The organism is Kitasatospora sp. NPDC017646 (genome assembly GCF_044329365.1).
GTDB lineage: Bacteria > Actinomycetota > Actinomycetes > Streptomycetales > Streptomycetaceae > Kitasatospora.
Map to the genome: position 1 here is coordinate 139,852 of NZ_JBIRJC010000001.1, position 22,569 is coordinate 162,420.

Consider the following 22,569-nt stretch of genomic DNA (forward strand, 5'->3'; position numbering starts at 1 on the left):
ACGCGGCGGCGCTGCTACCTCGGGCCGATCTTGATCATCGCGAAGGGGGCGCCCTGGGGGTCGGCGACCACCGCCATCCGGCCGGCCGCCATGTCGAAGGGCGCCACGAGGAGGGTGCCGTTGTGCTTCACCACGGCGTCGGCGGCGGAGTCCACGTCGTCGACCGCGAAGTAGCACAGCCAGTGCGCGGGAGTGCCGGGCGGGTCGTTGTCGAGCAGCGAGGCGCCGCCGACGGCACGACCGCCGACCTTCAGCTCCCAGTAGTGGCCGTCGCCCTCCACCGGCACCACCTCGATGCCGAAGGCCTCGCCGTAGAAGGCGGTGGCGGCCCCGATGTCGTCGGTGTGGAGTTCGTTCCAGATCAGCGCGCCGGGTTCGTTGACCACACCGGCACCGTGGAAGTCCACCGCCTGCCAGACACCGAACACCGCGCCCTGGGGGTCGGCGGCGACCAGCATCCGGCCGAGGCCGCCGACGTCCATCACCGGCACCAGCAGGGTGCCGCCGGCCGAGACGATCGCTTCCTGGGTGGCCCGGGCGTCGGTGGTGGCCAGGTAGCTGGTCCACACGGTGGGCGACTCCGGCATGCCATCGGGGGCCATCGCCGGGCCGATGCCGGCCGCCGCCTTGCCGTTGAGCCGACAGACGGCGTACCCGCCGAACTCGGCCGGGCCGATCTGCCCCTGCCAGCCGAACAGGTCGCGGTAGAAGTCCAGCGCGGCCTGCTGGTCCTGCGCCATCAGGTCGGTCCAGCACGGGGTGCCGGTCACGTACGGGGTGGTGACTTCGGGCATGCTCGCTCTTCCCTCCTGTGGTCCCCCGCCAGTCACCCTCCCGTCCCACCCGGGGATCCGCCACCCGACACGCCGTCGTCGCAGCCGCGCCACGGGGGGCTGCCACGGGGGCTGCCACGAGGCCCCCGGACGGCCGCTCCCCGTCGCCCGTTCGGCCCAGCGGGATGCGCCGGGCGGTCCGTCCGGGCCGCCGACCACGGCGTTTGACCGCGACCACTCCTTGGCGTGACGCTGAGTCAACACAGCTTGCTCCGTTGACTCCTGGGGGGACCGTGGACCAACCGCTCCGAATCCGTGTGACCGACGCCGACCGCGGCGCCACCGCCTCCCTGCTGGCCTGGCTGCAGGCCGAGGACGAGCTGCGCGGGCGCGTCGAGCTGGAGGCCGCACCGCCGCAGCCCGGCTCGCTGGGCACCATGGCCGACGTGCTCACCGTCGCGGTCGGTACGGGTGGCGCCGTGTCCGGACTAACCAGCGCGCTGATCGCCTGGATCCGGCGGCGGGCCGGCGAGACGGTGGTCCGGGTGACCCGCGCGGACGGCAGCTCGATCGAACTGCGGGCGACGGCGGTGCACGGCCTCGAACCGGACGGCGTCGCCACCCTGGTCCGCGAGGTGGGCCGGTCGCTCGCCGCCCGCCCCCGGCCGGCCGCGCTCCCGGACGGCGATGAGTGACACCGGGCTGCCGTTGGGACTCCCGGGCGCCCGGGCCCTGATCATCGGGACCGGCAGCCCGCCTGCCCGTCAAGCACCCCGCTCACATAGGTTCGTGTCACGACAGCGGACGAGACCGAGGAGCGGCCATGGACGTCGACGAACCGACCGTGGCCACCGTGTCACGGACGCGCAGCAGCTGCCGGTGGGCCTCCTCCCGGCCGATCTCCCCGACTGGCACCTCCCGCCCCAGGGCCGCCGCGATCGCCGCCACCTGCTCCCGGGCACCGGCTCCGGGCCGGTCAGCGCGCGAGGGGCGACGTCACCGGGACGACGGGATCCGCAGACGCCGGCCTCGGTGCCGGAGACTTGATCGGTGGTCCCTCGGTAGCGGTCAGACCGACGGGCGCAGCGCGCGGCCCAGGTCCCCGACGAGCACACGCGGGTGGCGTCGCCACCACCACAGTTCGGGCGGCGGGATCCGGTGGAACCCTTCGAGGGCGACGCCGTCGTCGTCGACGGTCGCGGCGCGGAACCGCCGGTCGAGTTCCTCGGTCCTGTCCGTCCAGAGCAGCACGGCGGCCGCGGGCGGAGTACGCCCTCGTGCACGGCGAGTCGGGGCCCGACCATGTGCGGGTGGACGCGGCCGGGCAGCCCGTGGTGATCGACGTCGAGGGCTCGATGTACTTCGACGTGGAGTGGGAGCACGTGTTCCTGCGGATCCGCCTGCACGAGGCCTACCGGCCGTTGGCGGCGGCCGGGTTGGACGAGGACCGGCTCGCCCCCTACCTGCCGGCGCAGCGGCTCTCGCTGACGGCGGGGCCGCTGCGGCTGCTGGACGGGGGCTTCCCGGACCGGGCGGCGATGGCGGGCACCGCCGCGTACAACCTGAACCGGGCCCTGGAGCGGGTGCGTTGAGCGGAGATGTCCCGGGTACCGGCCCCGGGGCCGCCCGCGATCACGACCGGGCTTCCGAGGACCCACGGCAGACCCGGCCCCGGTCCGGCCGGGGCGGTGTGGCGGATATCGTCACCTCCGTGTCCTTGCCGCCATCGGGGCGTGGGGCCGGCCTGGAGGGGTGAGCGGCCCGCGCATCGTCTTCGCCGTCTTCCCCGACTTCCAGGTCCTCGACCTGACCGGACCGCAGAAACCAGCTCGCCGAGCGGGTACCCCCGGGTCACCGTCGACCCCGACCCGGTCTTCGTGCGCGACGGCGAGCTGTGGACCTCGGCCGGGAACACCGCGGGCAGTGCCCGCACTCGCCGAGGAAGGCCGGGAGCGCTACGGCATCGGTCCGGACACCCGCGCCCGTCTCGACGCCCCGATCCGTCGGGGCCGGGGCCGGTGCTCCTCGGCAGCTTCCTCGGCCTCCACCTCGTGGAGACCCGGCGCCGAACCGGCCGAGCACGGTCGGCCGTTGCACGGGAAGGCGGCCGGTCCGACTTCCCGTGCGCGGCGGGCCGGCGGATGCGGGCTCAGCGGTACCAGGCGCGGATCGTGGCCGCGGTCTCCCGGACGTCCGCCCGGCCCGCGCGGATGCGGGCGGCGAGCTCGACGGCCTGTCGGGGTCCGGCGGTGACGATGACGCCGGAGGCGCTGAGGTAGGAGGCGGCGACCACGGCGGCGAAGTGCTCGTTGGCCGACCGCAGGGCCGGAACGCGGATCAGCTGGTGCATCAGCGCGGCCGCGCGCTGATGCACGGCCTCGTAGACGGGGACGTCCATGACCGCGTCGGCGTGCCGGGCCACGGCGGCGGCGAGGGTCCCGTAGTCGGCGACGTCCGGGTCTGCGGGCAGGAACTGGTGGGCGATGTCGAGCAGCCAGGTCCGGTCGATCCGCAGGATCACGCGGCGTCCGCCGCGGCGTCGCGGCCGGTGGCCGGGTACGGGCCGAACTCCGCCTCGAACGCGGGGCCCCAGGCCTGGGCGAAGTGGGCGGCGGCGGTCAGGAACCGCTCGCGACGCTCGTCCGCCTCCTCCGCCAGCACCTTGCGCGCGTAGTCCGGCAGGCTCAGCCCGGCGGCCTCCGCTCGCCGCTCCAGCGCCTCGTGCACGGCGTCGTCCAGGCGGACGTTCAGCTGCTTCATGGCGGCGAGCGTAGCGGCCGGTAGCGCCCGCTACAAGGTGGCCTCGGAACAGCGGGGCCGTCCTCGCCCCGCCATCCGCCACCGTGTGCCCCAGCGGATCGGGCCGCGGGGCGGGCACGGGGTGCGCACGCCGTCCAGGACGCCGGCCCACCAGGGCCGCACCCGCTCCTCCTCGCCGCGTTACGGAGTCCGTCCGGCGACCTCGACGCGGACCTCCAGGGCGGGCCAGTGCCTCGCCCACCGGGTCAGCCGGTCCGCGTCCAACGGGCTGGACGGAAGCAACGACGGGTCGGGTCGGAAGGTCACGCAGGTACCGGTGGTGCCGTCGGGCTCGACCGGGTCGAGGCCGGTGACGGGGAGGCCGTGCTCGTAGCGCTGGGTCCAGGCGCCGTTGAGCCGGCGGTTGGTGTGCACCAGCCAGGTGCTGAGCGCAGCGACCACCGACATGCCCCGGCGCGGGTGCCCGTCCGGGAGCCGCTCCGCCTCGGGCCGGTCGAAGAAGCGCAGGTCCCTGGTGGCCATGACCGGCTTCTTGACCACCTCGCCGCGCTCGTCGACCCGGGTGTCGGTGCCCCGCCCGTCGTCCCGGACGGAGACCGAGCCGTCGGCGTGCAGGGTGACGACGCACCGGCCCGCGCCGCGTGCCGCCGCCTCGTCGCCGGGGTGGGCGAGCACCTCCAGCACGAGGTGCTCCACCCCGCCCGGCGCGAACTCCGCGGCGCCCGCGCGGATCCGGGCGAGGTGCTCGGTGTCCACGGCGGCGGCCCAGTCGTGGGTGGTGTTGGTCCAGGCAGCCCTGGCGGTTGCGTCCATCCGACGAGTATGCCCGAGCGGTGACCCGCCGCCCACGCGCATCCGTCCCCAACCTGTCGGATGAGTAACGGACTTGAGGCCTCCCCGGGCCCGGGCGACCGGGCCGGTGGCGTGCGGCACCCGCCGCGCCGCAGGAGTCGGCGTCCTCAGCCGGTGACCAGCCGGCGGCCGCTGATCTCCGCGGGCCGGATCCGCACCCAGCGCGGCCGGTCGCCGCCCGCCCACGGGGCCGCGCCGGGCAGTCCGTCGAGGCGGCGCCGTTCCTCCGGGTCGTCCACGTACTGCGCCGGCCCGACGACGAGCACCGTCCAGCCGCGACCCTGGAACTCGTCGATGCGGTCGACTTCGAGGGACACCTCCGCCCCCTCCTCCGGGGCGGTGCCGGCGCGGTCGCCGGTGCGGTAGGCGAAGGAGGCCCGGTCGACCACGTAGTTGACGGGACGCACCGCCGGACCGGGACGCACCGGCAGGGCGATCCGGCCGATCCCGTGCGAGCCGACCAGCTCCCAGCACTCGGCGTCGGTCAGGCGGAGCAGCCGGGGCCGCGGGCCGGGCCCGCCGCGGCCGGGCGGGGCGTCGGGGCCGTCCTCCAGGAGTTCGTCCCGGGTCGCGCCGAGTGCGGCGGCGATCCGGACGAACCCGCCGGGGTCGAAGACGGGACCGGCCTGGAGCAGGTGGCCCAGGTAGCGCGGCGCCATCGCCGCCCGGTGGGCCAGGTCCTCCTCGCTGAGGCCGAGTCGCTCGCGCCGTTCGGCGACCCGGCGGGCCACGGCGGCGGGGTCGGGATCGGACGTGTGGTTCACGGTGGTGGCTCCTCGGCTCGCCCACGGGGCCACCGGACCGGCGTCCGGGCGGTGACCAGGCCCGATCCATCCAAGCGTCCGGCCATCGCCAAGTCGAGGAACGGCAGCGCCCCGTGCGTGTCGGCACCCTCCGCGCGGCCTGCCCGGGCCCCGGCCTTGCTCCCTCTTCACCCGCCTGCGATCATGCCGCTGACGCGGAATCAGGTCCGGGTCGTCAACGGGGCGAGGAGACACATCCGTGATCGTCGTGACGGGTGCCACCGGTACGGTCGGGTCCAAGGTGGTCATGGGACTGCGTGAGCGCGGCCAGGCGGTACGGGCGCTGGTGCGCGCCGGGTCGCAGGGCCCCGCCGAGTGGGACGAGGCGGTCGAGCGGGTCGCCGCCGACTTCGCCGACCAGGCGTCGCTGGACGCCGCCCTCGCCGGAGCCGACACGGTCTACCTGCTGGTGGCCGTGCACCCGGAGATGGCCCAGCACGAGAAGAACGTGATCGACGCGGCCGTCCGCACCGGCCGCCGCCCGCGGATCGTGCTGCACGCGGCCGCCGGTGTGGAGCACCGCCCGGAGGGAGTGCGCTTCATCGCCGCGCACATCGCGGGCCTGGACCACCTGAAGGCCTCCGGCCTGCCGTGGACGGTGCTCGCCCCGAACGGCTTCTACCAGAACTTCCTCGGTACCGCCCCGACCGTCCGGGCCGGCCACCTGGCCGTGCCGGGCGGCGAGGGCGCGGTCTCGTACGTGGACGCCCGGGACGTCGCGGCGGCCGCCGTCGAGGTGCTGGCGACGGAGGGGCACGAGGGCGCGGTCTACACCCTGACCGGCCCGGCGGCGCTCACCCACGGGCAGCTGGCCGAGCAGCTGACCACCGCCGCGGGCCACCTGGTCGCTTACGCCGCGCTCGCTCCCGAGGTGGCGCTGGACGGCCTGCTCGGCATGGGCTGGGAGCCGTGGCGGGCCGAGGGCATGGTCGAGCTGTACGGGCTGTACGCGGCCGGGCACGCCTCGGCGGTCAGCTCGGACGTGGAGAAGCTGACCGGCCGTCCGCCGCGCACCTTCGCCGAGTTCGCGGCCGAGCACGCCGAGGTCTTCCGCGCCTGATCCGGTCCGGGGGCGCGCCGCCACTCGACCCGGGCGGCGTGCCCCCGCTTCCCGCCTCCGCGCGCGGGCAGTCGACGATGCGTCAACATCCCGCTCCGCACGCCTTACCCTCCCGCCCGGCCGGGCGCATACTGTGCTGCGCGCGGCGAGCATCCGGCGACAGGGCCACCCCGGACCCGGCCCGGCTGCGCCGCGACGGGGAGAAGGTAGAACGGGCGTGGCGGTACTCGTGGTCGTCGTGGTGGTCGTCCTGCTGTGGCTGATGACCGGCGTGCGGGTGGTGCAGCAGTACGAGCGCGGTGTGGTGTTCCGGCTCGGCAGGGTGCGCGGGCAGGTCCGCGAGCCGGGCCTGACGGTGCTGGTGCCGGTGCTCGACCGGATGCGCAAGGTGAACGTCCAGGTGGTCACCATGCCGGTGCCCGCGCAGGAGGGCATCACCAAGGACAACGTCTCGGTGAGCGTCGACGCGGTGCTGTACTTCCGCGTGGTCGAGCCGATCAAGGCCACCGTGGACGTGCAGAACTACGGCTTCGCCATGCTGCAGGTGGCCCAGACCTCGCTGCGCTCGATCATCGGCAAGAGCGAGCTGGACGACCTGCTGTCCGGGCGGGAGAACCTGCACCAGGGCCTGGAGCTCATGCTGGAGAGCCCGGCCGCGGGCTGGGGGGTGCACATCGACCGGGTGGAGATCAAGGACGTCAGCCTGCCCGACTCGATGAAGCGCTCGATGGCCCGCCAGGCCGAGGCCGACCGCGAGCGCCGGGCCCGTATCATCACCGCGGACGGCGAGTTCCAGGCCGCCGCCAAGCTCGCCGAGGCGGCGAGCAAGATGGCCGCGACCCCGGCGGCGATGCAGCTGCGCATGCTGCAGACGGTGGTCGAGGTCGCGGCGGAGAAGAACTCGACGCTGGTGCTGCCGTTCCCGGTGGAGCTGTTGCGCTTCTTCGAGGCCTCCACGGCCCGGCTCACCGAGGGCGCGGCCGCCGCGGCTCCGAGCGTCCCGCCGCAGGCGGGCGACGCCGAGCACGGCTGACGGCCGCCCGGCCGGCCCGGAAAAGTTCCCGGGCCGGCCATAGGTCTGCTCTATGACCTCATAGACCAGCACCGACTACACCTCCGTTCGAACAGCGGGTTGGCTGCAAGGGTCCAGACCAATCACCTCCCTGCGCCCGACCGGAGGATCCGCCCGCATGACCCGCCCGATCCGAGTCGCCGTCGTCGGAGCCGGCCCCGCCGGCATCTACGCCGCCGACGCCCTGCTGAAGTCCGACGCCGCGCAGGCACCCGGTGTCTCGATCGACCTGTTCGAGCGGATGCCCGCCCCGTTCGGCCTGATCCGCTACGGCGTGGCCCCCGACCACCCGCGGATCAAGGGCATCGTCACCGCCCTGCACCAGGTGCTGGACAAGCCCCAGGTCCGCCTCTTCGGCAACGTCGACTACCCGTCCGACCTCGCCCTGGACGACCTGCACCGCTACTACGACGGCGTGGTCTTCGCCACCGGCGCGACGGCCGACCGCGCGCTCGACCTGCCCGGCATCGACCTGGACGGCTCCTACGGCGCCGCCGACTTCGTCTCCTGGTACGACGGCCACCCGGACGTGCCCCGTAGCTGGCCGCTGGAGGCCGAGAAGGTCGCCGTCCTCGGCGTCGGCAACGTCGCCCTGGACGTGGCCCGGATCCTCGCCAAGACCGCCGACGAGCTGCTGCCCACCGAGATCCCGCCGAACGTGTACGAGGGCCTGGCCCGCAACCGCGCCGTCGAGGTGCACGTCTTCGGCCGCCGCGGCCCGGCGCAGGCCAAGTTCAGCCCGATGGAGCTGCGCGAGCTCGACCACTCGCCCACCGTCGAGGTGATCGTCAGCCCGGAGGACATCGAGTACGACGAGGGCTCGATCGCCGAGCGCCGTGCCGTCAAGCACGTCGACCTGGTCGCCGCCACCGTCGAGAACTGGGCGATCCGCGACGTCGGCGACCGCCCCCACCGGGTGTACCTCCACTTCTTCGAGTCCCCGGTCGAGGTCCTCGGCGAGGACGGCCGGGTGGTCGGCCTGCGCACCGAGCGGACCGAACTGGACGGCACCGGCAACGTGCGCGGCACCGGCCGCCACACCGACTGGGACGTCCAGGCGGTCTACCGGGCCGTCGGCTACTACTCCGACGAGCTGCCCAAGCTGCCCTTCGACCCGGTCTCCGGCACCGTCCCGCACCGGGCGGGCCGCGTGCTGGACGGCGACGGCTCGCACATCCCCGCCGTCTACGTCACCGGCTGGATCAAGCGCGGCCCGGTCGGCCTGATCGGCCACACCAAGGGCGACGCCAACGAGACCGTCGCCTGCCTGCTGGACGACCACGCCGGCGGCCGCCTGCCCGGTGCCGCCGAACCCGACCCCCGGGCGATCGAGGAGCACCTGCGGGCCCGCGGCGTGCGCTACACCACCTGGGACGGCTGGAAGCGGCTCGACGCCCACGAGCGCGCCCTCGGCCGGGCCCAGGACCGCGAGCGGGTCAAGGTCGTCGAGCGTGAGGACATGCTGCGCAACAGCGGGGCCTGATACCTACGGACGGCGGACGATCGGCAGCAGCACCTCGTCGACGATCGCCGCCGGATCGAGTTCGACGGCTCCCCCGCCGCACATCTTTATCCGGTACAGCATCAGCGCCGGCACCGCGTCGGTGACCAGCGGGGTGACCGCCCCGGGACGGACCTCGCCCCGGGCGGTGCCCCGGTCGAGCACCTCGGCGATCAGCGCGGTGGTGGGTTCGACCACCCGCTCCAGCACCAGCTCCAGGAAGGCGTGGGCGCGCTGGTGGTCGATCTCGCTCATGATCGCGCGCACGGCGGCGCCCAGGTCGCTGACCATCGCGGTGCGCAGCCCGGTCACCACCGCGAGGAGGTCCCCGCGCAGGCTGCCGGTGTCGGGGGCCGGTCCGGCCGGGGGCAGGCTGGCCCGCAGCGCGTCCATGACCAGCTCCTCCTTGGAGGACCAGCGGCGGTAGAGGGCGGCCTTGCCGGTCTGCGCGGCGGCGGCCACGCCCTCCATGGTGAGCCGCGCGTAGCCGTCGGTGGTGAGCTGCTGGAGCACCGCCCCGTGGATGGCGCTCTCCAGCGCCTCGCCGCGCCGCCGGACCGGGGCGGCCGTCACCGCCGCCCGCTCGGTGCCGCCCCCAGCGGTTCGGGCTTCAGCGGACATGGCTGCACACCTTCCGGGGGGTTCCCTGTCCCTGTTCACACCAGGCCTACCGCCAATGTTAGTGAACGAACCCGTTCCCTCCCAGGGACCGCGCGTCGTTCGGCTCCGCACAGCCCGCGAAGCCGTCGCTCCGTACGGTCCCCCGCTCCCTTCGGGTGACTCCCGGGCACTGCCGCCCCGGCGGCGGCGAGCGGTTCCGCTACCAACGAGGAACCGCCTCCCCCCGACGAAAGGCAGGCCCCCCGTGGCCGGACCCACCACCTTCGGCCAGCCCCGCACCTGCGACCGGCTCCTCACCGCCGCGTACGACAAGGCGCTCAAGGGCCGGAGCTACCGCTTCGTCAACAACGACGACATCGTCCCGCAGCTGCCGCCGGAGCCGGCCTTCACCCACACCGAGGCCCTGCGGTTCATCGACTCCGCGGGGACCGTCCACGAGGGCGCCAGCGGCCTGATCTCCGGCCTCGCCGACCGCGCCAAGGGCCTGACCTCCGCCGCATTCGAGCCCACCGGCGAGGACGTGCGCGACCACCTCATGCGCAACTACCTGGCGGCGCTGGAGAGGAACCTCTGAGCGGCTGCCCGCCCGCCGGCCCGGCGCCGGCGCCCGGAGGAGCGCCCGGGTGCCGGCGCCGTCGACGTCCGGCCGGCTTGTCGATGCTCGGCGGCGCGGGAACCCTACGGGGGACGGCAGGTGAACGGACGCGTGCGGTGCCCGGGGCCGCCGGCTCAGCCCGCGATCGGCGGGTTCGGCCGGGTCAGGCCGCGGTCGTAGGCGAAGATCACCGCCTGCACCCGGTCCCGGGCGCCGACCTTCCCCAGCACCCGGCTCACGTGCGTCTTGACGGTCGATTCGGCCAGCACCAGCCGCTGGGCGATCTCGCTGTTGGTCCAGCCCTGCGCGATGGCCACCAGGATCTCCCGCTCGCGCTCGGTCAGCGCCTCCAGTCGCGGGTCCTCCACCGGCGCCGCGCCGGGCGGGCGGACCGGCAGGTGGTGGGCGTAGGCGTCGAGCAGCCGCCGGGTGATGGCCGGGGCCACCACCGCGTCGCCCTCGGCGACCGCCCGGATCCCGGAGAGCAGTTCCTCCGGGCGCGCGTCCTTGAGCAGGAAGCCGCTGGCCCCGGCACGCAGCGCGGCGTGGGCGTACTCGTCCAGGTCGAAGGTGGTGAGCACCAGGATCCGCGAGCGTCCGCCACCGGCGACGATCCGGCGGGTGGCCTCGATGCCGTCCATGCCGGGCATCCGGATGTCCATCAGGACGACGTCGGGCCGCAGGTCGGCGGCCAGCCGCACGGCCTCGGCGCCATGGGCGGCCTCGCCGACCACCTCGGTGTCGGGCTGGCTCTCCAGCAGCATCCGGAAGCCGTAGCGCTGCAGTGGCTGGTCGTCCACGATGAGGACGGTGGTCACGGGTGGCCGCCTGTCGGTTCGGGGGTGAGGTCCAGTACGGCCTCCACGGTCCATCCTGCCCCAGGGCCGGGGCCCGCCGTGACGGTGCCGCCGTACACGGCCGCGCGTTCGCGCATCCCGGCCAGGCCGTGCCCCTCTCCGTCCGGCCGCACCGGTCGGCGGACGCCGTCGGGCGGGCCGCTGTCGCGGACCCGCACCCGCAGCCGGGTGGCGTCAGCGGTCAGGGTCACGTGCGCCCGGGTCTCGGGGCCGGCGTGCTTGAGGGCGTTGGTGAGCGCCTCCTGGACGATCCGGTAGGCCATCAGCTGGACGCCGCGGTCCAGCTGCTCCAGGTCGCCGCCGAGGGTGTACCCCACCTGGGGGCCGGCGGCGCGGATCCGGGCGCACAGCCCGTCGAGGTCGGCGATGCCGGGCTGCGGGTTGAACTCGGCGGTCCGGTCGGCCTGGTCGCGCAGCACGCCGAGCATCCGGCGCAGTTCGCCGAGCGCCTGGCGGCTGGTCTCGCCGATCAGCTGCAGCGCCTCCCGGCCGCGCTCGGGGGAGGCCTGGGCGGCGTAGGCGCCGCCGTCCGCCAGCGTCACGATGACGGACAGGTTGTGGCCGATGATGTCGTGCATCTCCCGGGCCACCCGGGTGCGTTCGGTGGCGGCGGCCAGCCGGCTGCGCTGGTCGCGCTCGATCTCCAGCCGGGCGGCGCGCTCGCGCAGCCCGGCCAGCTGGGCCCGGCGGATGCGCACAGCGATGCCCAGGGCGACGCCCGCGGTGGCGGCGCTGACCAGGAAGAACAGGGCGTCCCCGACCGGCAGCCCGCCACCGGAGACCTCCACCGCGACCAGGGCCATCGCACCGGCCATCACCGCGCAGGACCAGGCCAGGTGCCGCAGCCGGCCGTGCAGGGCCAGGCTGTAGAGCGCCACCAGCAGGGCGGCGTCGGCGCGCAGGCCGACGCCCAGCGACCACTGCAGCACGAACACCGCCGTGATCGCCGCGAAGGCCTCGGTGGGCCTCCGGCGGCGCCACAGCAGCGGCAGCACCAGGCCCGCCTGGAAGGCCAGGGTGCCGGACAGCGGCGGGCGGACCAGGGCGAGCCGGTGCTCGTGCGGGCCGTCCTCGCCGTGGCCGGGGAAGAGGTCGGGCAGGCAGAACACCAGGAAGACCACGGCCACCACGGCGGCGTCCAGCACCCAGGGGTGGGCCCGGTCGGCCTCGCGCAGCCGCTGGCCGATCCGGGCCAGCCGGGCGAACAGCGGGTGGCCGGACAGCGCGTCGGTGGCCGCGAACGGGCCGGCGGAGGTGGCGTGGTCCTCGCTCACCGGTGGGGTCTCCCTGACGGTCGTGAAGGCGGTGCGGTGCGGCACCGGTCGGTTCCGGCGCCGCACCGCGAGTGTCCCAGACACGCCGTGGGCTCAGGCGTCGGTGCGCAGCAGCCGTACGGCGGCACCCGCCAGGGCCAGCACCGTCCAGCCGAGGAAGACCAGCAGGCCGGCCGTCGGCGAGAGCAGCGTCGAGTCGTGGTGCAGGGCGGACATCGCCTCGCCTGCGTGGCTGGGCAGGTAGGGGCTGATGTCGTTCTGCCAGGAGGTGGGCAGCAGCGAGGTCAGGCCGGGGATCAGCATCAGCGAGGCGACCAGGACGGCGATGCCGCCGGCCACCGAGCGCAGCAGCGCCCCGAGGGCGACGCCGATCACGCCGACCAGGCCGAGGTAGAGGCCGGCGCCGAGGAGGCCGCGCACCACTCCCGCGTCGGAGAGGGTCATCGCCGCCTTGGTGCCGGACAGGATGCCGCTGTCGGCCGAGAAGGCGACGAACACCCCGACGGTGCCCAGCACCAGCGCGATCAGGCCGTACACGGCGGCCTTGGACCACAGCACCGGCAGGCGGCGCGGCACGGCGGCCAGGGTGGAGCGGATCATGCCGGTCGAGTACTCGCCGGCCGCGACCAGCACCCCGAGGACGCCGAGTGCCAGCTGGGCGAAGTTGGTGCCGAACAGGGAGAGGCTGAGCGTGCTCGCATCGGCGAGGTCGCGGTCCATCGGACCACCCGAGGTGATCCGCGACTTGAAGTGGAAGGCGGCGATCAGCCCGAAGGCGACCAGGAACAGCAGCGCCAGGCCGAGGGTGATCCAGGTGGAGCGCAGCGACCACAGCTTGGCCCACTCCGAGCGCAGCACGCGGCCGGCCGTCACCTTGTAGGCGGGACGGGCGGTGCGCGGCTCGGCGGGCGTGGACGACGTCTGGCTCGGGGCGACCGTACTCATGCCGCGCTCCTCGTGGTCTCGGTGGTGGTCGTGGTGCCGTGGTACTCGACGGCGTCCCTGGTGAGGTCCATGAACGCCTCCTCCAGGGAGACCGTGCGGGGGGTCAGCTCGAACACGGCGATGCCGTGCTCGGCGGCGGTGATGCCGATCTCGCGGGCCGTCCGCCCGGAAACCAGCAACTCCTCCGAGCCGGTGCGGCCGGTGATCTCCACGCCCGGCCCGGCGAGCGCCGAGCGGAGCCCGGCCGGGTCGGCGCTGGCCACCTTGACGACGTCGCCGCCGGCCTGCTGGACCAGCTCCTGCACGGTGGTGTCGGCCAGCAGCTTGCCGCGTCCGACGATGATCAGGTGGTCGGCGACCAGCGCGACCTCGCTCATCAGGTGCGAGGAGACGAAGACCGTCCGGCCCTCGGCGGCGAGCGAGGTGAGCAGGTTGCGGATCCACAGCACGCCCTCGGGGTCGAGACCGTTGACCGGCTCGTCCAGCATCACCGTGGCCGGGTCGCCCAGCAGGGCGGCCGCGATGCCGAGCCGCTGCCCCATGCCGAGCGAGAACGCCCCGGCGCGCTTGCGGGCCACCGACTGGAGGCCGGTCAGCTCGATGACCTCCTCGACCCGGCGGCGCGGGATGCCGTGGGTGTGGGCCTGGGCCATCAGGTGGTTGAACGCCGAGCGGCCGGGGTGGATCGACTTGGCCTCCAGCAGGGCGCCGACCTCCTGCAGCGGCGCGGCGTGCTCGGCGTACCGGCGGCCGTTGACCCGCACCGAGCCGCTGGTGGGCGCGTCCAGTCCGACGATCATCCGCATGGTGGTCGACTTGCCCGCGCCGTTGGGCCCGAGGAAGCCGGTGACCGCTCCCGGCCGGACCGTGAAGTCCAGCCCGTCCACGGCGGTCTTCTCCCCGTACCGCTTCGTCAGCTGGTGCGCCTCGATCATCGCTCGCCCTTACGCTCAGGGGCCGGGCCGTCCCGGCCGCCCACGTTTCCACGCTAAGGGCGGGAGGCGCCCGATCCGTGGCACCGCGGGCTGATCATCGGACCGTCCGTAGTACCGCGGTACCACGCCCTCGCCCTACCCGCGGCAAAAGCACTTTCGCCGCGGCCGCCGTCGGGGCGAGGATGGCGGCATGGACGAGCGGACAGTGACCCTGCGTCAGATGACCCCGGCCGAGTACCGGTCGGCCACCGAGGAGCGTGAAGCGGATACGGTGCGCCAACTGGCCCGGCTCATGCCCGAGGAGCTGGCCCGGGAGCGGACCCGCCAGGGCACCGCCAGGTTCCTGCCCGACGGCCGGGACACCCCCCGCCACCACCTCGTGGTGGCCGAGAACGAGTCGGGCGAGACCGTCGGCACCGCCTGGATCGGCCCCGATCCGCGCGCCGAGGCCGGTACCTCCGGCTCCGCGTGGCTGTACCACATACGTGTCCTCCCGCCGTTCCGCCGTCAGGGGTACGGCGCCGCCATCCTCGCCGCCGCCGAGCGGCTCGTCGCGCGGGAGGGCATGACGGCGCTCGCCCTGAACGTGTTCGGCGACAACGAGGCCGCCATCGCCCTGTACCGCCGCAGCGGCTACGGCGTGTCGTCGATGTACATGAGCAAGGACGTACGGGCGTGACGGATCCCTGCGGGGCGTGCGGTGCGCGGGGGTGCGAGGAGCTGTTCCACGGCCTGCTCGCGCTGGACCACTCGCGGGCGGAGCCGTGGGGGCCGCTGCACGGTGTGTCGGTGTCCTGCTTCCTGTTGCAGCACCCCGCCCGGCTGCCCGCCGACGGCGGGGCCGCCGCGCGGGGCCTGCTGCGGGCGTACCTCGACGGCGGGCTGCCGGCGGTCGACAGGCTGATCGGGCGGGCCCGCGCGGCGAACTCGCACCGGGTGACGGGCCGCTCCGCGCCGGGCGGAGCCGTCCCGCCGGGGCGGGAGGCGCCGCGGGGCGGGTTCGCCGTCACCGTCGAGGAGGTCGCGCAGGACGGGACGTTCCCGGCCGCGGGGTTCCCGGACCGGGTGCGGGCCTGGGCGGCGGCCACCCTCGAGGTGTGGGGGCCGGTCAGCCCGTAGTCGGCACACCCCTTCCTCGACGGGCTCAGCCGCTCGCCGGTTTGCGCGGCAGCACCGCGTGCACCCGGGTGCCCCCGCCGAGGCCCTCGACCGGATGGACGGTGCAGCTGCCGCCGATCTCCGCCGCCCGTTCGCTCATCGACCGCAGCCCCACCCCCGGGTGCCCGGCGTCGCCGCGGCCCGGGCCCTGCCCGTCGTCCTCGACGATCAGCTCGAGCAGCCCCGGGTCCACCCGCCCCGGCCGGGGACGCCACCGGACGCTCCGCGCGCTCTCCGCACCCATGACCGCCCTCTCTTCGCACACGACCCGCCGGCCCACGGCCTGTCCAGCGGGTCCTGCCCGGCGGGCGACGCAGGGCGAGACCCGCCGGCCCGCAGCCGGCTAGGACCTGTCCCCCGGGATCCGCAGCTCGCACCAGACGGACTTGCCCGGGCTCGCCGGGTACCAGCCCCAGCGCAGTGCGAGGCGGCTCAGCAGGAACAGGCCCCGGCCGCCACTCTCGCTCGCGCCGTACGGCGTCCGGGGCAGGGGCGGGCGGCGGCTGGCGTCGCTGACTTCGATCCGCAGCAGCCCCCGGCAGCGCACCAGGAGGAGCGAGCGCGGCGCACCGGTGTGCCGGACGGCGTTGCCGACCAGCTCGGAGACCAGCAGGACGGCGTCGGCGACCATCCGGGAGTCGGCCACGTCGGCCAGGAAATCGGCGGTGCAGGAGCGCGCCTCGGCGACCGCCCCCGGCCGGGCGGACAGCGGCAGCCGGCGCGCCCACGGCCACTGGGACGGGCGGGAGCGTGCGGACACCCGGGCTCCGCCCATCCGACCGCACCTCCCTCCTCGCCGTGTCGTCCGCCCGTGGGTCTCCTGTGGCCCCGGTGCCCCGGTCAGTGCCCGAACAGGTGCCGGCTGCGCCGCCGCTGCGGCTCCGCGGGGATCCCGGCGGCCCGGTCGCCCTGTCCGGCGGCGCGTTCGTCAGGCTCCACGGGTGCCGTCCCGGTCGGGGTGCCGCGGGTCTCCAGCGGCGCGACCGGTTCCACCCGCCGGGCGTCTCCGCGGTACCCGGCGGCCGCGACCGGACGCCGGGCGGCCCGCCGGGACAGCCCCATCAGGGCCAGTCCCAGGCAGAACAGCAGGGCGAGGGCGACGCCGGAGAGGAAGACGGCGAGGCTGTTCAGCCTCACGAGGTCGGTGCCGAGCACGGTCACCTGGTATCCCGGCCCGCCGGCGAGGTTGTCGGCGATCAGCAGCCCGATGAAGGCGCCGGAGGCCGCCATCAGCAGTAGTCCTAGCAGCAGCATGGGATTCCCCTTCCGTCCGGTTCGGCCACCCCTCGCTACGAGGCCGCGCCTACCCGAGGGGCTCCGTCCGTAACGTTCCGGGAGCAGCGGCCCGGGCCGGCGCGCGCCCTACTCGACCCGGACGGCGATCAGGCAGGTGTCGTCCTCGGTGTCGGCGGGGCTGAGGTCGAGCAGCAGGTCCAGGTAGTGCTCCAGGTCCGGCCCCGGCGCCCCGGCCGTACGGATCAGCTGGTCGACGGAGTCCTCCACCGGCCGGTCCCGCCGTTCGACCAGGCCGTCGGTGTAGAGCAGCAGGACGTCCCCGGTGGACAGGTGCGCGCTGTGCTCCTCGTACCGGGCCTCCTCCAGGGCCCCGAGGAGCACGCCGTGCGGCAGCGGCAGGACGTGCGCGCCGTCGCTGCCCAGCCGGATCGGAGGCAGGTGCCCTGCCCGCGCCCAGCGCAGTTCGCCGCCGGCGGGGTCGAGCAGCACGCACACGGCGGTGGCGGTGACATGCCCCGGTTCCCGCAGCGCCACGGTGTTGGCCCATTCCAGCAGCCGGGCCGGGCCCGCCCCGGTGACGGCCAGTCCGCGCAGGGCGTGGCGCAGCGCGACCATCCCGGTGGCGGCTCCGACGCCGTGCCCGGCCACGTCCCCGACCGCGAGCAGGACGCGTTTGTCGGGCAGCGGCAGGACGTCGTACCAGTCGCCGCCGACCCGGTCGCGCTTGGCGGCGGGGCGGTAGCGCACGGCCGCCCGCAGACCGGTCACCCCGAGCGGCGGCGGTGCCGCGGGCAGGATGGCCTGCTGGAGCCGCAGGGCCAGCTGGGCGCGTTCGGCCGACTCCTGCTCGCGGTCGGCCAGCAGCGCCCGGGTGGCGCCGAGGGCGACCTCGGTGCGGTGCTGGGCGGAGACGTCGTGGTAGGCACCGCGCAGCCCGGCGAGCCGGCCCTCGTCGTCGAGGACGGGTTCGGCGATGACCCGGGTGTAGTGGTAGCCGCCGCCCGGCAGGGCCAGCCGGAACGCCGCGGAGGAGGCGCGCCGGCGGTACCGGACGGTGTCGACCAGGCGGCGCACGGCGGGTTCGTCGTCCGGGTGGACGTGCCGGACGAGGTGGACCAGCGGGACGGGCGGTGCTCCGGCGGGAAGGCCGAAGAGCTCCCGGAGACCGTCGCTCCAGCGGATCCGGCGGTGGTCGGCGTCCTCCTTGAACCCGGCGACCCGGGCCAGCCGCTGGGCCAGGCCCAGCAGCGCGGCCTGTTCGTCGTCGCCGGGGGGCCCGGTCCCGGAGTCCCACCCGACCAGCAGTCGGCCACCGAACGGGGCGATCGCCAGTCGTACGGTGGCGGGCGCCGCGAGCGGCCCGTCCCGGAGCACCAGCTGGACGGCTTCGCCGGTCAGCGGGACCCCGGTCCGGTGCACTCTGAGCAGCCGTTCGAAGAGTCCGCCGGCGCCGGCGACCGGGTAGGCCTCCAGGATGGACGCGCCCTCCAGCGCGTCCCGGGGGCGGCCGAGCGGGTCGCGGAACTGCGCGTTGACCCGCCGGATCGCGAAGTCGACGAGCTGACCGGCGTTGATCTGGGGTTCCAGCAACAGGGCGGGAGTGAGCAGGCCTTCCAGCAGGATGTCCAGGTCCTCGGGCGTCGGCGGCCGGTCGACCGGGCCGAGCAGGGTCGTGCAGAGCTCGGCGAGGGCGCGGAGCTGGCGGCGCTGGGCCGCGGTGAGGGACGGCCCGGGGTCGGTCCAGAGCACCTCCAGCGCGCCTCGCCGGCGGCCCGCCTCCAGCAGCGGCAGGACCGCCCGGGCCGCCCCGGGGCCGACCGACGGACCGGCGGCGGCCGGATCGCCGGGCCACAGCTCCGCCGCGCCGCCGACGACCTGCTGGGCCGGGGTGGCCACACCGGGCGGGACACGGCTCCAGGCGTCGGCCTCGGCCTCGGCGAGTCCGCTGTGCGCGGCGAGGCAGAGCCCGCCGCCCGGCAGGCGTTGCCAGACGGCCAGGGCGCGGACGCCGAGCGAGGACGCCAGCTGCTCCAGGACGGCCCCGGCGGCCCGTTGCAGGTCGGGCTCGGCGGCGAGGGCGGGAGTGACGGGCGGCGCCCCGGCCACCGGCATCCCGGCGGGCCGTCCTGCCGGTCCTCCTGCCGGTCCGTCCGCCGCCTCGGACACCGACAGCCGCCGACCGTCCGCCTCGGCTTCCGGCGCCCCGGCCGCCCCGGCTCCGGCCTCGGGCAGCCCCACGATGTCGGCGGCCAGCGCCGCGACCGGTACACCGGCCTCGCGGGCCAGCCGGACCAGGTGGGCGGCCGCCTCGGCGGGGAGGACACCGAGGCGCTCGGACAGGATGCCGGTGGCCAGGTCGACGACGCTGCGGGCCCGCGCCTCGGCCCGCAGCCGGTCGGCCGCGTCCTGCAACCGGCGGACCGTCCCGGCGAGGGCCCGGGCCGTACTGTCCCCGAGCTCCGGTCGGGCGGTCATGGCGTGTCCAGCCAGCGGTGCACCCGGTCGATCAGCAGGGTGGTGTCGACGGGTTTGGTCACGTGGTCGTCGGCGCCCGCCTCCAGGCTCTTGTCCTTGTCCCCGGGCATGGCCTTCGCCGTGACGGCGATGACCGGCAGCCGGGCGAAGCGTTCGTCGGCACGGATGGCGCCGATCGCGGCGTACCCGTCGAGGCCGGGCATCATGACGTCCATCAGGACGAGGTCGGTCTCGGGGTGGTCGCGCAGCAGGTCGAGCCCGGTCCGGCCGTCGGTGGCGTGCAGGACGGTCAGCCCGCTCTCCTCCAGGACGGAGGCCAGGGCGAACACGTTGCGCACGTCGTCGTCGACGATCAGGACGGTCCGCCCGGCGAGCCGCTCGTCCGCCACCGGGGCCACGGCGGCGGCGTCGGCGGCGCGGGGGGTGGCCGGATGGCGGCCACCGAGCCGCTCGATCACCCGTTCGCGCAGTTCGTCCAGTCCGTGGGTGAGTTCCACTCCACCCACCGCGACGTGGTCGGACGCGCCGTCACCCTGGTAGCCGAGGACCGCGGCGCCGTCCCCGAGCGCGTCGAGCAGGGCGGGCGCGAGTTCGCCGGAGTGGGCGAGGTCGAGCACCGCGCAGCGGTGCGACCCGGTGGCGACGGCGGCCCGCAGCCCCGGTTCGTCCTGGGCGCTGTCGATCCGCACCGCCGGGTCAACGGGGCCCAGGGATTCGACGGCGGCGCGGGCGAGCAGGGTGAGCAGGCCGGGCGGCTCGGGTTCGACCACCAGCACGCCGGGTCCGGCCTCCGGGCCGCCGCCGCGCCGCTCGGACGAGGCGATGGGCAGGTAGAACGTGAAGCGGCTGCCCTGCCCGGCGGTGGAGGTGACGGTGAGGGTGCCGCCGAGCAGCCGGGCGAGTTCCCGGCTGATCGACAGGCCGAGGCCGGTGCCGCCGTAGCGGCGGCTGGTGGTGCCGTCGGCCTGTTGGAAGGCACCGAAGATGGTGTCCAGCTGGTCGGGTTCGATGCCGATGCCGGAGTCCTCGACGTGGAAGGCCACCGCCGCCCCCACCCGGCCGAGTTCGAACGGCAGCTCCGGGCCGTCGACCCGCTGGATCCGCAGTTCCACCCGGCCGCTGTCGGTGAACTTGACCGCGTTGGAGAGGAGGTTGCGCAGCACCTGGCGCAGCCGCGCCTGGTCGGTGACGAGTTCGTCCGGGACGGCCCGGTCGACGGCGACCGTGAAGGTGAGGCCCTTATGGTCCGCGAGGGGCAGGAAGCTGGACTCGACGTACTCCAACAGCTCGCGCACGGCGAAGGGTTCGGGGGTCAGCTCCATCTTTCCGGCCTCGACCTTGGAGAGGTCGAGGATGTCGTTGATGAGCTGGAGCAGGTCGGCACCGGCGGAGTGGATGACACCCGCGTACTCGACCTGCTTGGAGGTGAGGTTCCCGGTGGCGTTCTGGGCGAGCAGCTGGGCGAGGATCAGCAGGCTGTTCAGCGGGGTGCGCAGCTCGTGGCTCATGTTGGCCAGGAACTCGGACTTGTACATCGAGGTCAGGCTCAACTGCCGGGCGCGTTCCTCCAGTTCCTGGCGGGCCTGCTCGATCTCCAGGTTCTTGGCCTCGATGTCGCGGTTGCGCTCGGCGAGCAGCGCGGCCTGTTCCTCCAGCTCCGTGTTGGAGCGCCGGAGCTCCTCCTGGCCGGACTGCAACTCCTCGGACCTGGCCTGGAGTTCGGCGGTGAGCCGCTGCGATTCTCCGAGCAGTTCGTCGGTGCGCGCGTTGGCCAGCAGGGTGCCGATGTTGACGCCGCAGGCCTCGGCGAACTGGGCCAGGAAGTCGCGGTGCACCTCGGTGAAGGGCCGCACGGAGGCGAACTCCAGGACGCCGAGCAGCCATTCCTCCAACGCGATGGGCAGCAGGACGAGCGAGCGGGCGTCGGCGGCCCCGGCGCCGGAGGCGATGACGGCGTAGCCGGGCGGCAGCTCGTCGACCGCGATGACCCGTCGGCTCCGCGCCGCCTGGCCGACCAGGGAGTCGCCCACCTTGACGCGCTGGTCGGAGAGTTCGTCCGCCGCCCGGCCGTAGGCGCTGATCCGGACCAGTTCGGGGCCGCCGTCGGTCTCCTCGGCGAGATAGAAGGCGCCGTACTGGGCGTCGACCAGGGGCGTCAGCTCGTCGGTGATCATCTCGGCGACGGCCTTGATGTCCCGGCGGCCCTGGATGGCGGCGGAGAACCTGGCCAGGTTGGTCTTCAGCCAGTCCTGTTCCTGGTTGGCCTGGATGGTCTCGCGCAGCGACTCGACCATGGCGTTGATGTTGTCCTTGAGGTCGGCGACCTCGCCGGAGGCGTCCACGCTGACCGACCGGGTGAGGTCGCCGGCCGCGACGGCGCTGGTGACCTCGGCGATCGCCCGGACCTGCCGGGTGAGGTTGCCGGCCAGCTCGTTGACGTTCTCGGTGAGCCGCTTCCAGGTGCCGGACACCCCCTCGACCTCGGCCTGGCCGCCGAGCCGCCCCTCGGTGCCGACCTCGCGAGCCACCCTTGTCACCTCGGCGGCGAAGGAGCTCAGCTGCTCCACCATCGTGTTGACGGTGGTCTTCAGCTCCAGGATCTCCCCGCGCGCGTCGACGTCGATCTTGCGGGTGAGGTCGCCCTCGGCGACGGCGGTGGTCACCTGGGCGATGTTGCGCACCTGGCTGGTCAGGTTGTGCGCCATGAAGTTGACGCTGTCGGTGAGGTCCTTCCAGGTGCCGGCGACGTTCGGCAGCCGGGCCTGGCCGCCCAGGATGCCCTCGGTGCCGACCTCGCGGGCGACCCTGGTCACCTCGGCGGCGAAGACGGAGAGGGTGTCCACCATGGTGTTGATCGCGGCGGCGAGCGCCGCGACCTCACCCTTGGCCTCCACCGTGATCTTCTTGGAGAGGTCCCCGCGCGCGACGGCGGTCGCCACCTCGGACATCGAACGGACCTGTCCGGTGAGGTTGGAGGCCATCACGTTGACGTTGTCGGTGAGGTCCTTCCAGGTGCCGGAGACGCCCCGGACGGTCGCCTGCCCGCCCAGGTTGCCGGCCGTGCCGACCTCCCTGGCCACCCGAGTGACCTCGTCGGCGAAGGCGGACAGCTGGTCGACCATCGTGTTGAGGGTCTCCTTGAGGTCCAGGATCTCGCCGCGCGCGTCCACCCGGATCTTCTGGGTGAGGTCGCCCCCGGCGACGGCCGTGGCCACCCGCGCGATCCCCCGGACCTGGCCGGTCAGGTTGCCCGCCATCGCGTTGACCGACTCGGTGAGGTCCAGCCACGTCCCGGACGCGTCCGGCACCTGGGCCTGGCCGCCGAGCCGGCCCTCCGTGCCGACCTCGCGGGCGACCCGGGTCACCTCCGAGGTGACCCGGGACAGCTGCTCGGACATCCCGTTGAAGACCGTGGCGATCTCGCCCAGCTCCCCCGGACGGTCCGGGTCCAGCCGGGTCCGGAAGTCGCCGTCGCGGACCGCCGTGAGCCCGGCGAGCAGCTGCCGCAGCGGCTGTTCGGCAAGCCCGTTCTCAAGGTGCTCGTCCATCCGTCCACCGTCCGGATCGCACGGCCGGGGCCTCTGGGCAACCCGGCTCGGGGCGGCGGGCCACCGCCCTGCTCCCACTGTGCCACCGCAAGCCCGGGGACGGC

Annotated in this window: 24 protein-coding genes; 8 read left to right on the plus strand and 16 right to left on the minus strand. The window is 74.6% G+C overall.

All coding sequences use genetic code 11. The features are described 5' to 3' along the window. Positions 1-14: 14 nt before the first annotated feature. On the minus strand, positions 15-794 hold the full coding sequence (locus ACH4J0_RS00805) for a VOC family protein (RefSeq protein WP_396235512.1): 780 nt from the start codon (positions 792-794) through the stop codon (positions 15-17). Between the two features lie 296 nt (positions 795-1,090). Here ACH4J0_RS00805 and ACH4J0_RS00810 point away from each other — a divergent pair, with 296 nt between their 5' ends. Next, the gene (locus ACH4J0_RS00810) at positions 1,091-1,468 is read left to right on the plus strand and encodes a hypothetical protein (RefSeq protein ID WP_396235513.1); all 378 of its coding nucleotides are present in this window, start codon (positions 1,091-1,093) and stop codon (positions 1,466-1,468) included. Positions 1,469-1,841: 373 nt separating this feature from the next. Here ACH4J0_RS00810 and ACH4J0_RS00815 read toward each other — a convergent pair whose 3' ends face one another. Beyond that, the gene (locus ACH4J0_RS00815; RefSeq protein ID WP_396235514.1) at positions 1,842-2,024 is read right to left on the minus strand and encodes a hypothetical protein; all 183 of its coding nucleotides are present in this window, start codon (positions 2,022-2,024) and stop codon (positions 1,842-1,844) included. A 26-nt stretch (positions 2,025-2,050) separates the two neighbouring features. Here ACH4J0_RS00815 and ACH4J0_RS00820 point away from each other — a divergent pair, with 26 nt between their 5' ends. Then, on the plus strand, positions 2,051-2,365 hold the full coding sequence (locus ACH4J0_RS00820; protein WP_396235515.1) for a hypothetical protein: 315 nt from the start codon (positions 2,051-2,053) through the stop codon (positions 2,363-2,365). A 557-nt stretch (positions 2,366-2,922) separates the two neighbouring features. Here the strand turns inward: ACH4J0_RS00820 and ACH4J0_RS00825 are convergent. The 4 genes from ACH4J0_RS00825 to ACH4J0_RS00840 all read right to left on the minus strand — a co-directional run bounded on the left by ACH4J0_RS00825 (position 2,923) and on the right by ACH4J0_RS00840 (position 5,149). After that, the gene (locus ACH4J0_RS00825; RefSeq protein WP_396235516.1) at positions 2,923-3,294 is read right to left on the minus strand and encodes a fic family toxin-antitoxin system, toxin component; all 372 of its coding nucleotides are present in this window, start codon (positions 3,292-3,294) and stop codon (positions 2,923-2,925) included. After that, entirely contained in the window at positions 3,291-3,533 is a 243-nt protein-coding gene (locus ACH4J0_RS00830; protein WP_396235517.1) for a plasmid mobilization protein, read from the minus strand. Before ACH4J0_RS00830 ends, ACH4J0_RS00825 begins: the two co-directional genes overlap by 4 nt. A gap of 180 nt (positions 3,534-3,713) precedes the next feature. After that, on the minus strand, positions 3,714-4,346 hold the full coding sequence (locus ACH4J0_RS00835) for an ATP-binding protein (RefSeq protein WP_396235518.1): 633 nt from the start codon (positions 4,344-4,346) through the stop codon (positions 3,714-3,716). A gap of 146 nt (positions 4,347-4,492) precedes the next feature. Next, on the minus strand, positions 4,493-5,149 hold the full coding sequence (locus tag ACH4J0_RS00840; RefSeq protein ID WP_396235519.1) for a pyridoxamine 5'-phosphate oxidase family protein: 657 nt from the start codon (positions 5,147-5,149) through the stop codon (positions 4,493-4,495). A gap of 238 nt (positions 5,150-5,387) precedes the next feature. On the opposite strand from ACH4J0_RS00840, the gene ACH4J0_RS00845 reads away from it, so the two are divergent. The 3 genes from ACH4J0_RS00845 to ACH4J0_RS00855 all read left to right on the plus strand — a co-directional run bounded on the left by ACH4J0_RS00845 (position 5,388) and on the right by ACH4J0_RS00855 (position 8,803). Next, positions 5,388-6,248 (plus strand): NAD(P)H-binding protein, encoded by an 861-nt coding sequence (locus ACH4J0_RS00845; protein WP_396235520.1) that lies wholly within the window; start codon positions 5,388-5,390, stop codon positions 6,246-6,248. Positions 6,249-6,510: 262 nt separating this feature from the next. Beyond that, complete coding sequence (locus ACH4J0_RS00850; protein ID WP_396235926.1) at positions 6,511-7,281, plus strand: slipin family protein; 771 nt, start codon at positions 6,511-6,513, stop codon at positions 7,279-7,281. Between the two features lie 157 nt (positions 7,282-7,438). Next, positions 7,439-8,803 carry an FAD-dependent oxidoreductase gene (locus tag ACH4J0_RS00855; protein WP_396235521.1) on the plus strand — a complete coding sequence of 455 codons (1,365 nt, stop codon included), beginning with the start codon at positions 7,439-7,441 and terminating at the stop codon, positions 8,801-8,803. 3 nt (positions 8,804-8,806) lie between these two features. Here ACH4J0_RS00855 and ACH4J0_RS00860 read toward each other — a convergent pair whose 3' ends face one another. Further along, complete coding sequence (locus ACH4J0_RS00860; protein ID WP_396235522.1) at positions 8,807-9,442, minus strand: TetR-like C-terminal domain-containing protein; 636 nt, start codon at positions 9,440-9,442, stop codon at positions 8,807-8,809. Between the two features lie 244 nt (positions 9,443-9,686). Between ACH4J0_RS00860 and ACH4J0_RS00865 the strand changes: the two genes are divergently transcribed. Next, positions 9,687-10,016, plus strand: a complete 330-nt coding sequence (locus ACH4J0_RS00865; protein ID WP_396235523.1) for a hypothetical protein — start codon at positions 9,687-9,689, stop codon at positions 10,014-10,016. 155 nt (positions 10,017-10,171) lie between these two features. Here ACH4J0_RS00865 and ACH4J0_RS00870 read toward each other — a convergent pair whose 3' ends face one another. From ACH4J0_RS00870 to ACH4J0_RS00885, 4 genes are all read right to left on the minus strand, one after another. After that, the gene (locus ACH4J0_RS00870; RefSeq protein ID WP_396235524.1) at positions 10,172-10,855 is read right to left on the minus strand and encodes a response regulator; all 684 of its coding nucleotides are present in this window, start codon (positions 10,853-10,855) and stop codon (positions 10,172-10,174) included. Continuing rightward, a complete protein-coding gene (locus ACH4J0_RS00875; protein ID WP_396235525.1) occupies positions 10,852-12,168 on the minus strand; it encodes a sensor histidine kinase in 1,317 nt (438 codons plus the stop codon). Before ACH4J0_RS00875 ends, ACH4J0_RS00870 begins: the two co-directional genes overlap by 4 nt. A gap of 93 nt (positions 12,169-12,261) precedes the next feature. Continuing rightward, entirely contained in the window at positions 12,262-13,113 is an 852-nt protein-coding gene (locus tag ACH4J0_RS00880; RefSeq protein WP_396235526.1) for an ABC transporter permease, read from the minus strand. Beyond that, positions 13,110-14,048 carry an ATP-binding cassette domain-containing protein gene (locus ACH4J0_RS00885; RefSeq protein WP_396235527.1) on the minus strand — a complete coding sequence of 313 codons (939 nt, stop codon included), beginning with the start codon at positions 14,046-14,048 and terminating at the stop codon, positions 13,110-13,112. The genes ACH4J0_RS00880 and ACH4J0_RS00885 overlap by 4 nt, the downstream gene beginning before the upstream one ends. Positions 14,049-14,238: 190 nt before the next feature. Here ACH4J0_RS00885 and ACH4J0_RS00890 point away from each other — a divergent pair, with 190 nt between their 5' ends. Both ACH4J0_RS00890 and ACH4J0_RS00895 read left to right on the plus strand, forming a co-directional pair. After that, the gene (locus tag ACH4J0_RS00890; RefSeq protein WP_396235528.1) at positions 14,239-14,727 is read left to right on the plus strand and encodes a GNAT family N-acetyltransferase; all 489 of its coding nucleotides are present in this window, start codon (positions 14,239-14,241) and stop codon (positions 14,725-14,727) included. Then, the gene (locus ACH4J0_RS00895) at positions 14,724-15,167 is read left to right on the plus strand and encodes a DUF5946 family protein (protein WP_396235529.1); all 444 of its coding nucleotides are present in this window, start codon (positions 14,724-14,726) and stop codon (positions 15,165-15,167) included. Before ACH4J0_RS00890 ends, ACH4J0_RS00895 begins: the two co-directional genes overlap by 4 nt. Before the next feature lie 25 nt (positions 15,168-15,192). On the opposite strand, the gene ACH4J0_RS00900 is transcribed toward ACH4J0_RS00895, so the two are convergent. From ACH4J0_RS00900 to ACH4J0_RS00920, 5 genes are all read right to left on the minus strand, one after another. Continuing rightward, positions 15,193-15,450: a hypothetical protein gene (locus ACH4J0_RS00900; RefSeq protein WP_396235530.1), complete on the minus strand. Its 258-nt coding sequence runs from the start codon at positions 15,448-15,450 to the stop codon at positions 15,193-15,195. 99 nt (positions 15,451-15,549) lie between these two features. Next, on the minus strand, positions 15,550-15,966 hold the full coding sequence (locus tag ACH4J0_RS00905; protein WP_396235531.1) for an ATP-binding protein: 417 nt from the start codon (positions 15,964-15,966) through the stop codon (positions 15,550-15,552). An 80-nt stretch (positions 15,967-16,046) separates the two neighbouring features. Further along, positions 16,047-16,460, minus strand: coding sequence for a hypothetical protein (locus ACH4J0_RS00910; RefSeq protein ID WP_396235532.1), 414 nt, complete (start codon positions 16,458-16,460; stop codon positions 16,047-16,049). Between the two features lie 108 nt (positions 16,461-16,568). Then, the gene (locus tag ACH4J0_RS00915) at positions 16,569-18,917 is read right to left on the minus strand and encodes a SpoIIE family protein phosphatase (protein WP_396235533.1); all 2,349 of its coding nucleotides are present in this window, start codon (positions 18,915-18,917) and stop codon (positions 16,569-16,571) included. Continuing rightward, the gene (locus ACH4J0_RS00920; protein WP_396235534.1) at positions 18,914-22,465 is read right to left on the minus strand and encodes a HAMP domain-containing protein; all 3,552 of its coding nucleotides are present in this window, start codon (positions 22,463-22,465) and stop codon (positions 18,914-18,916) included. Before ACH4J0_RS00920 ends, ACH4J0_RS00915 begins: the two co-directional genes overlap by 4 nt. Positions 22,466-22,569 lie beyond the last annotated feature (104 nt).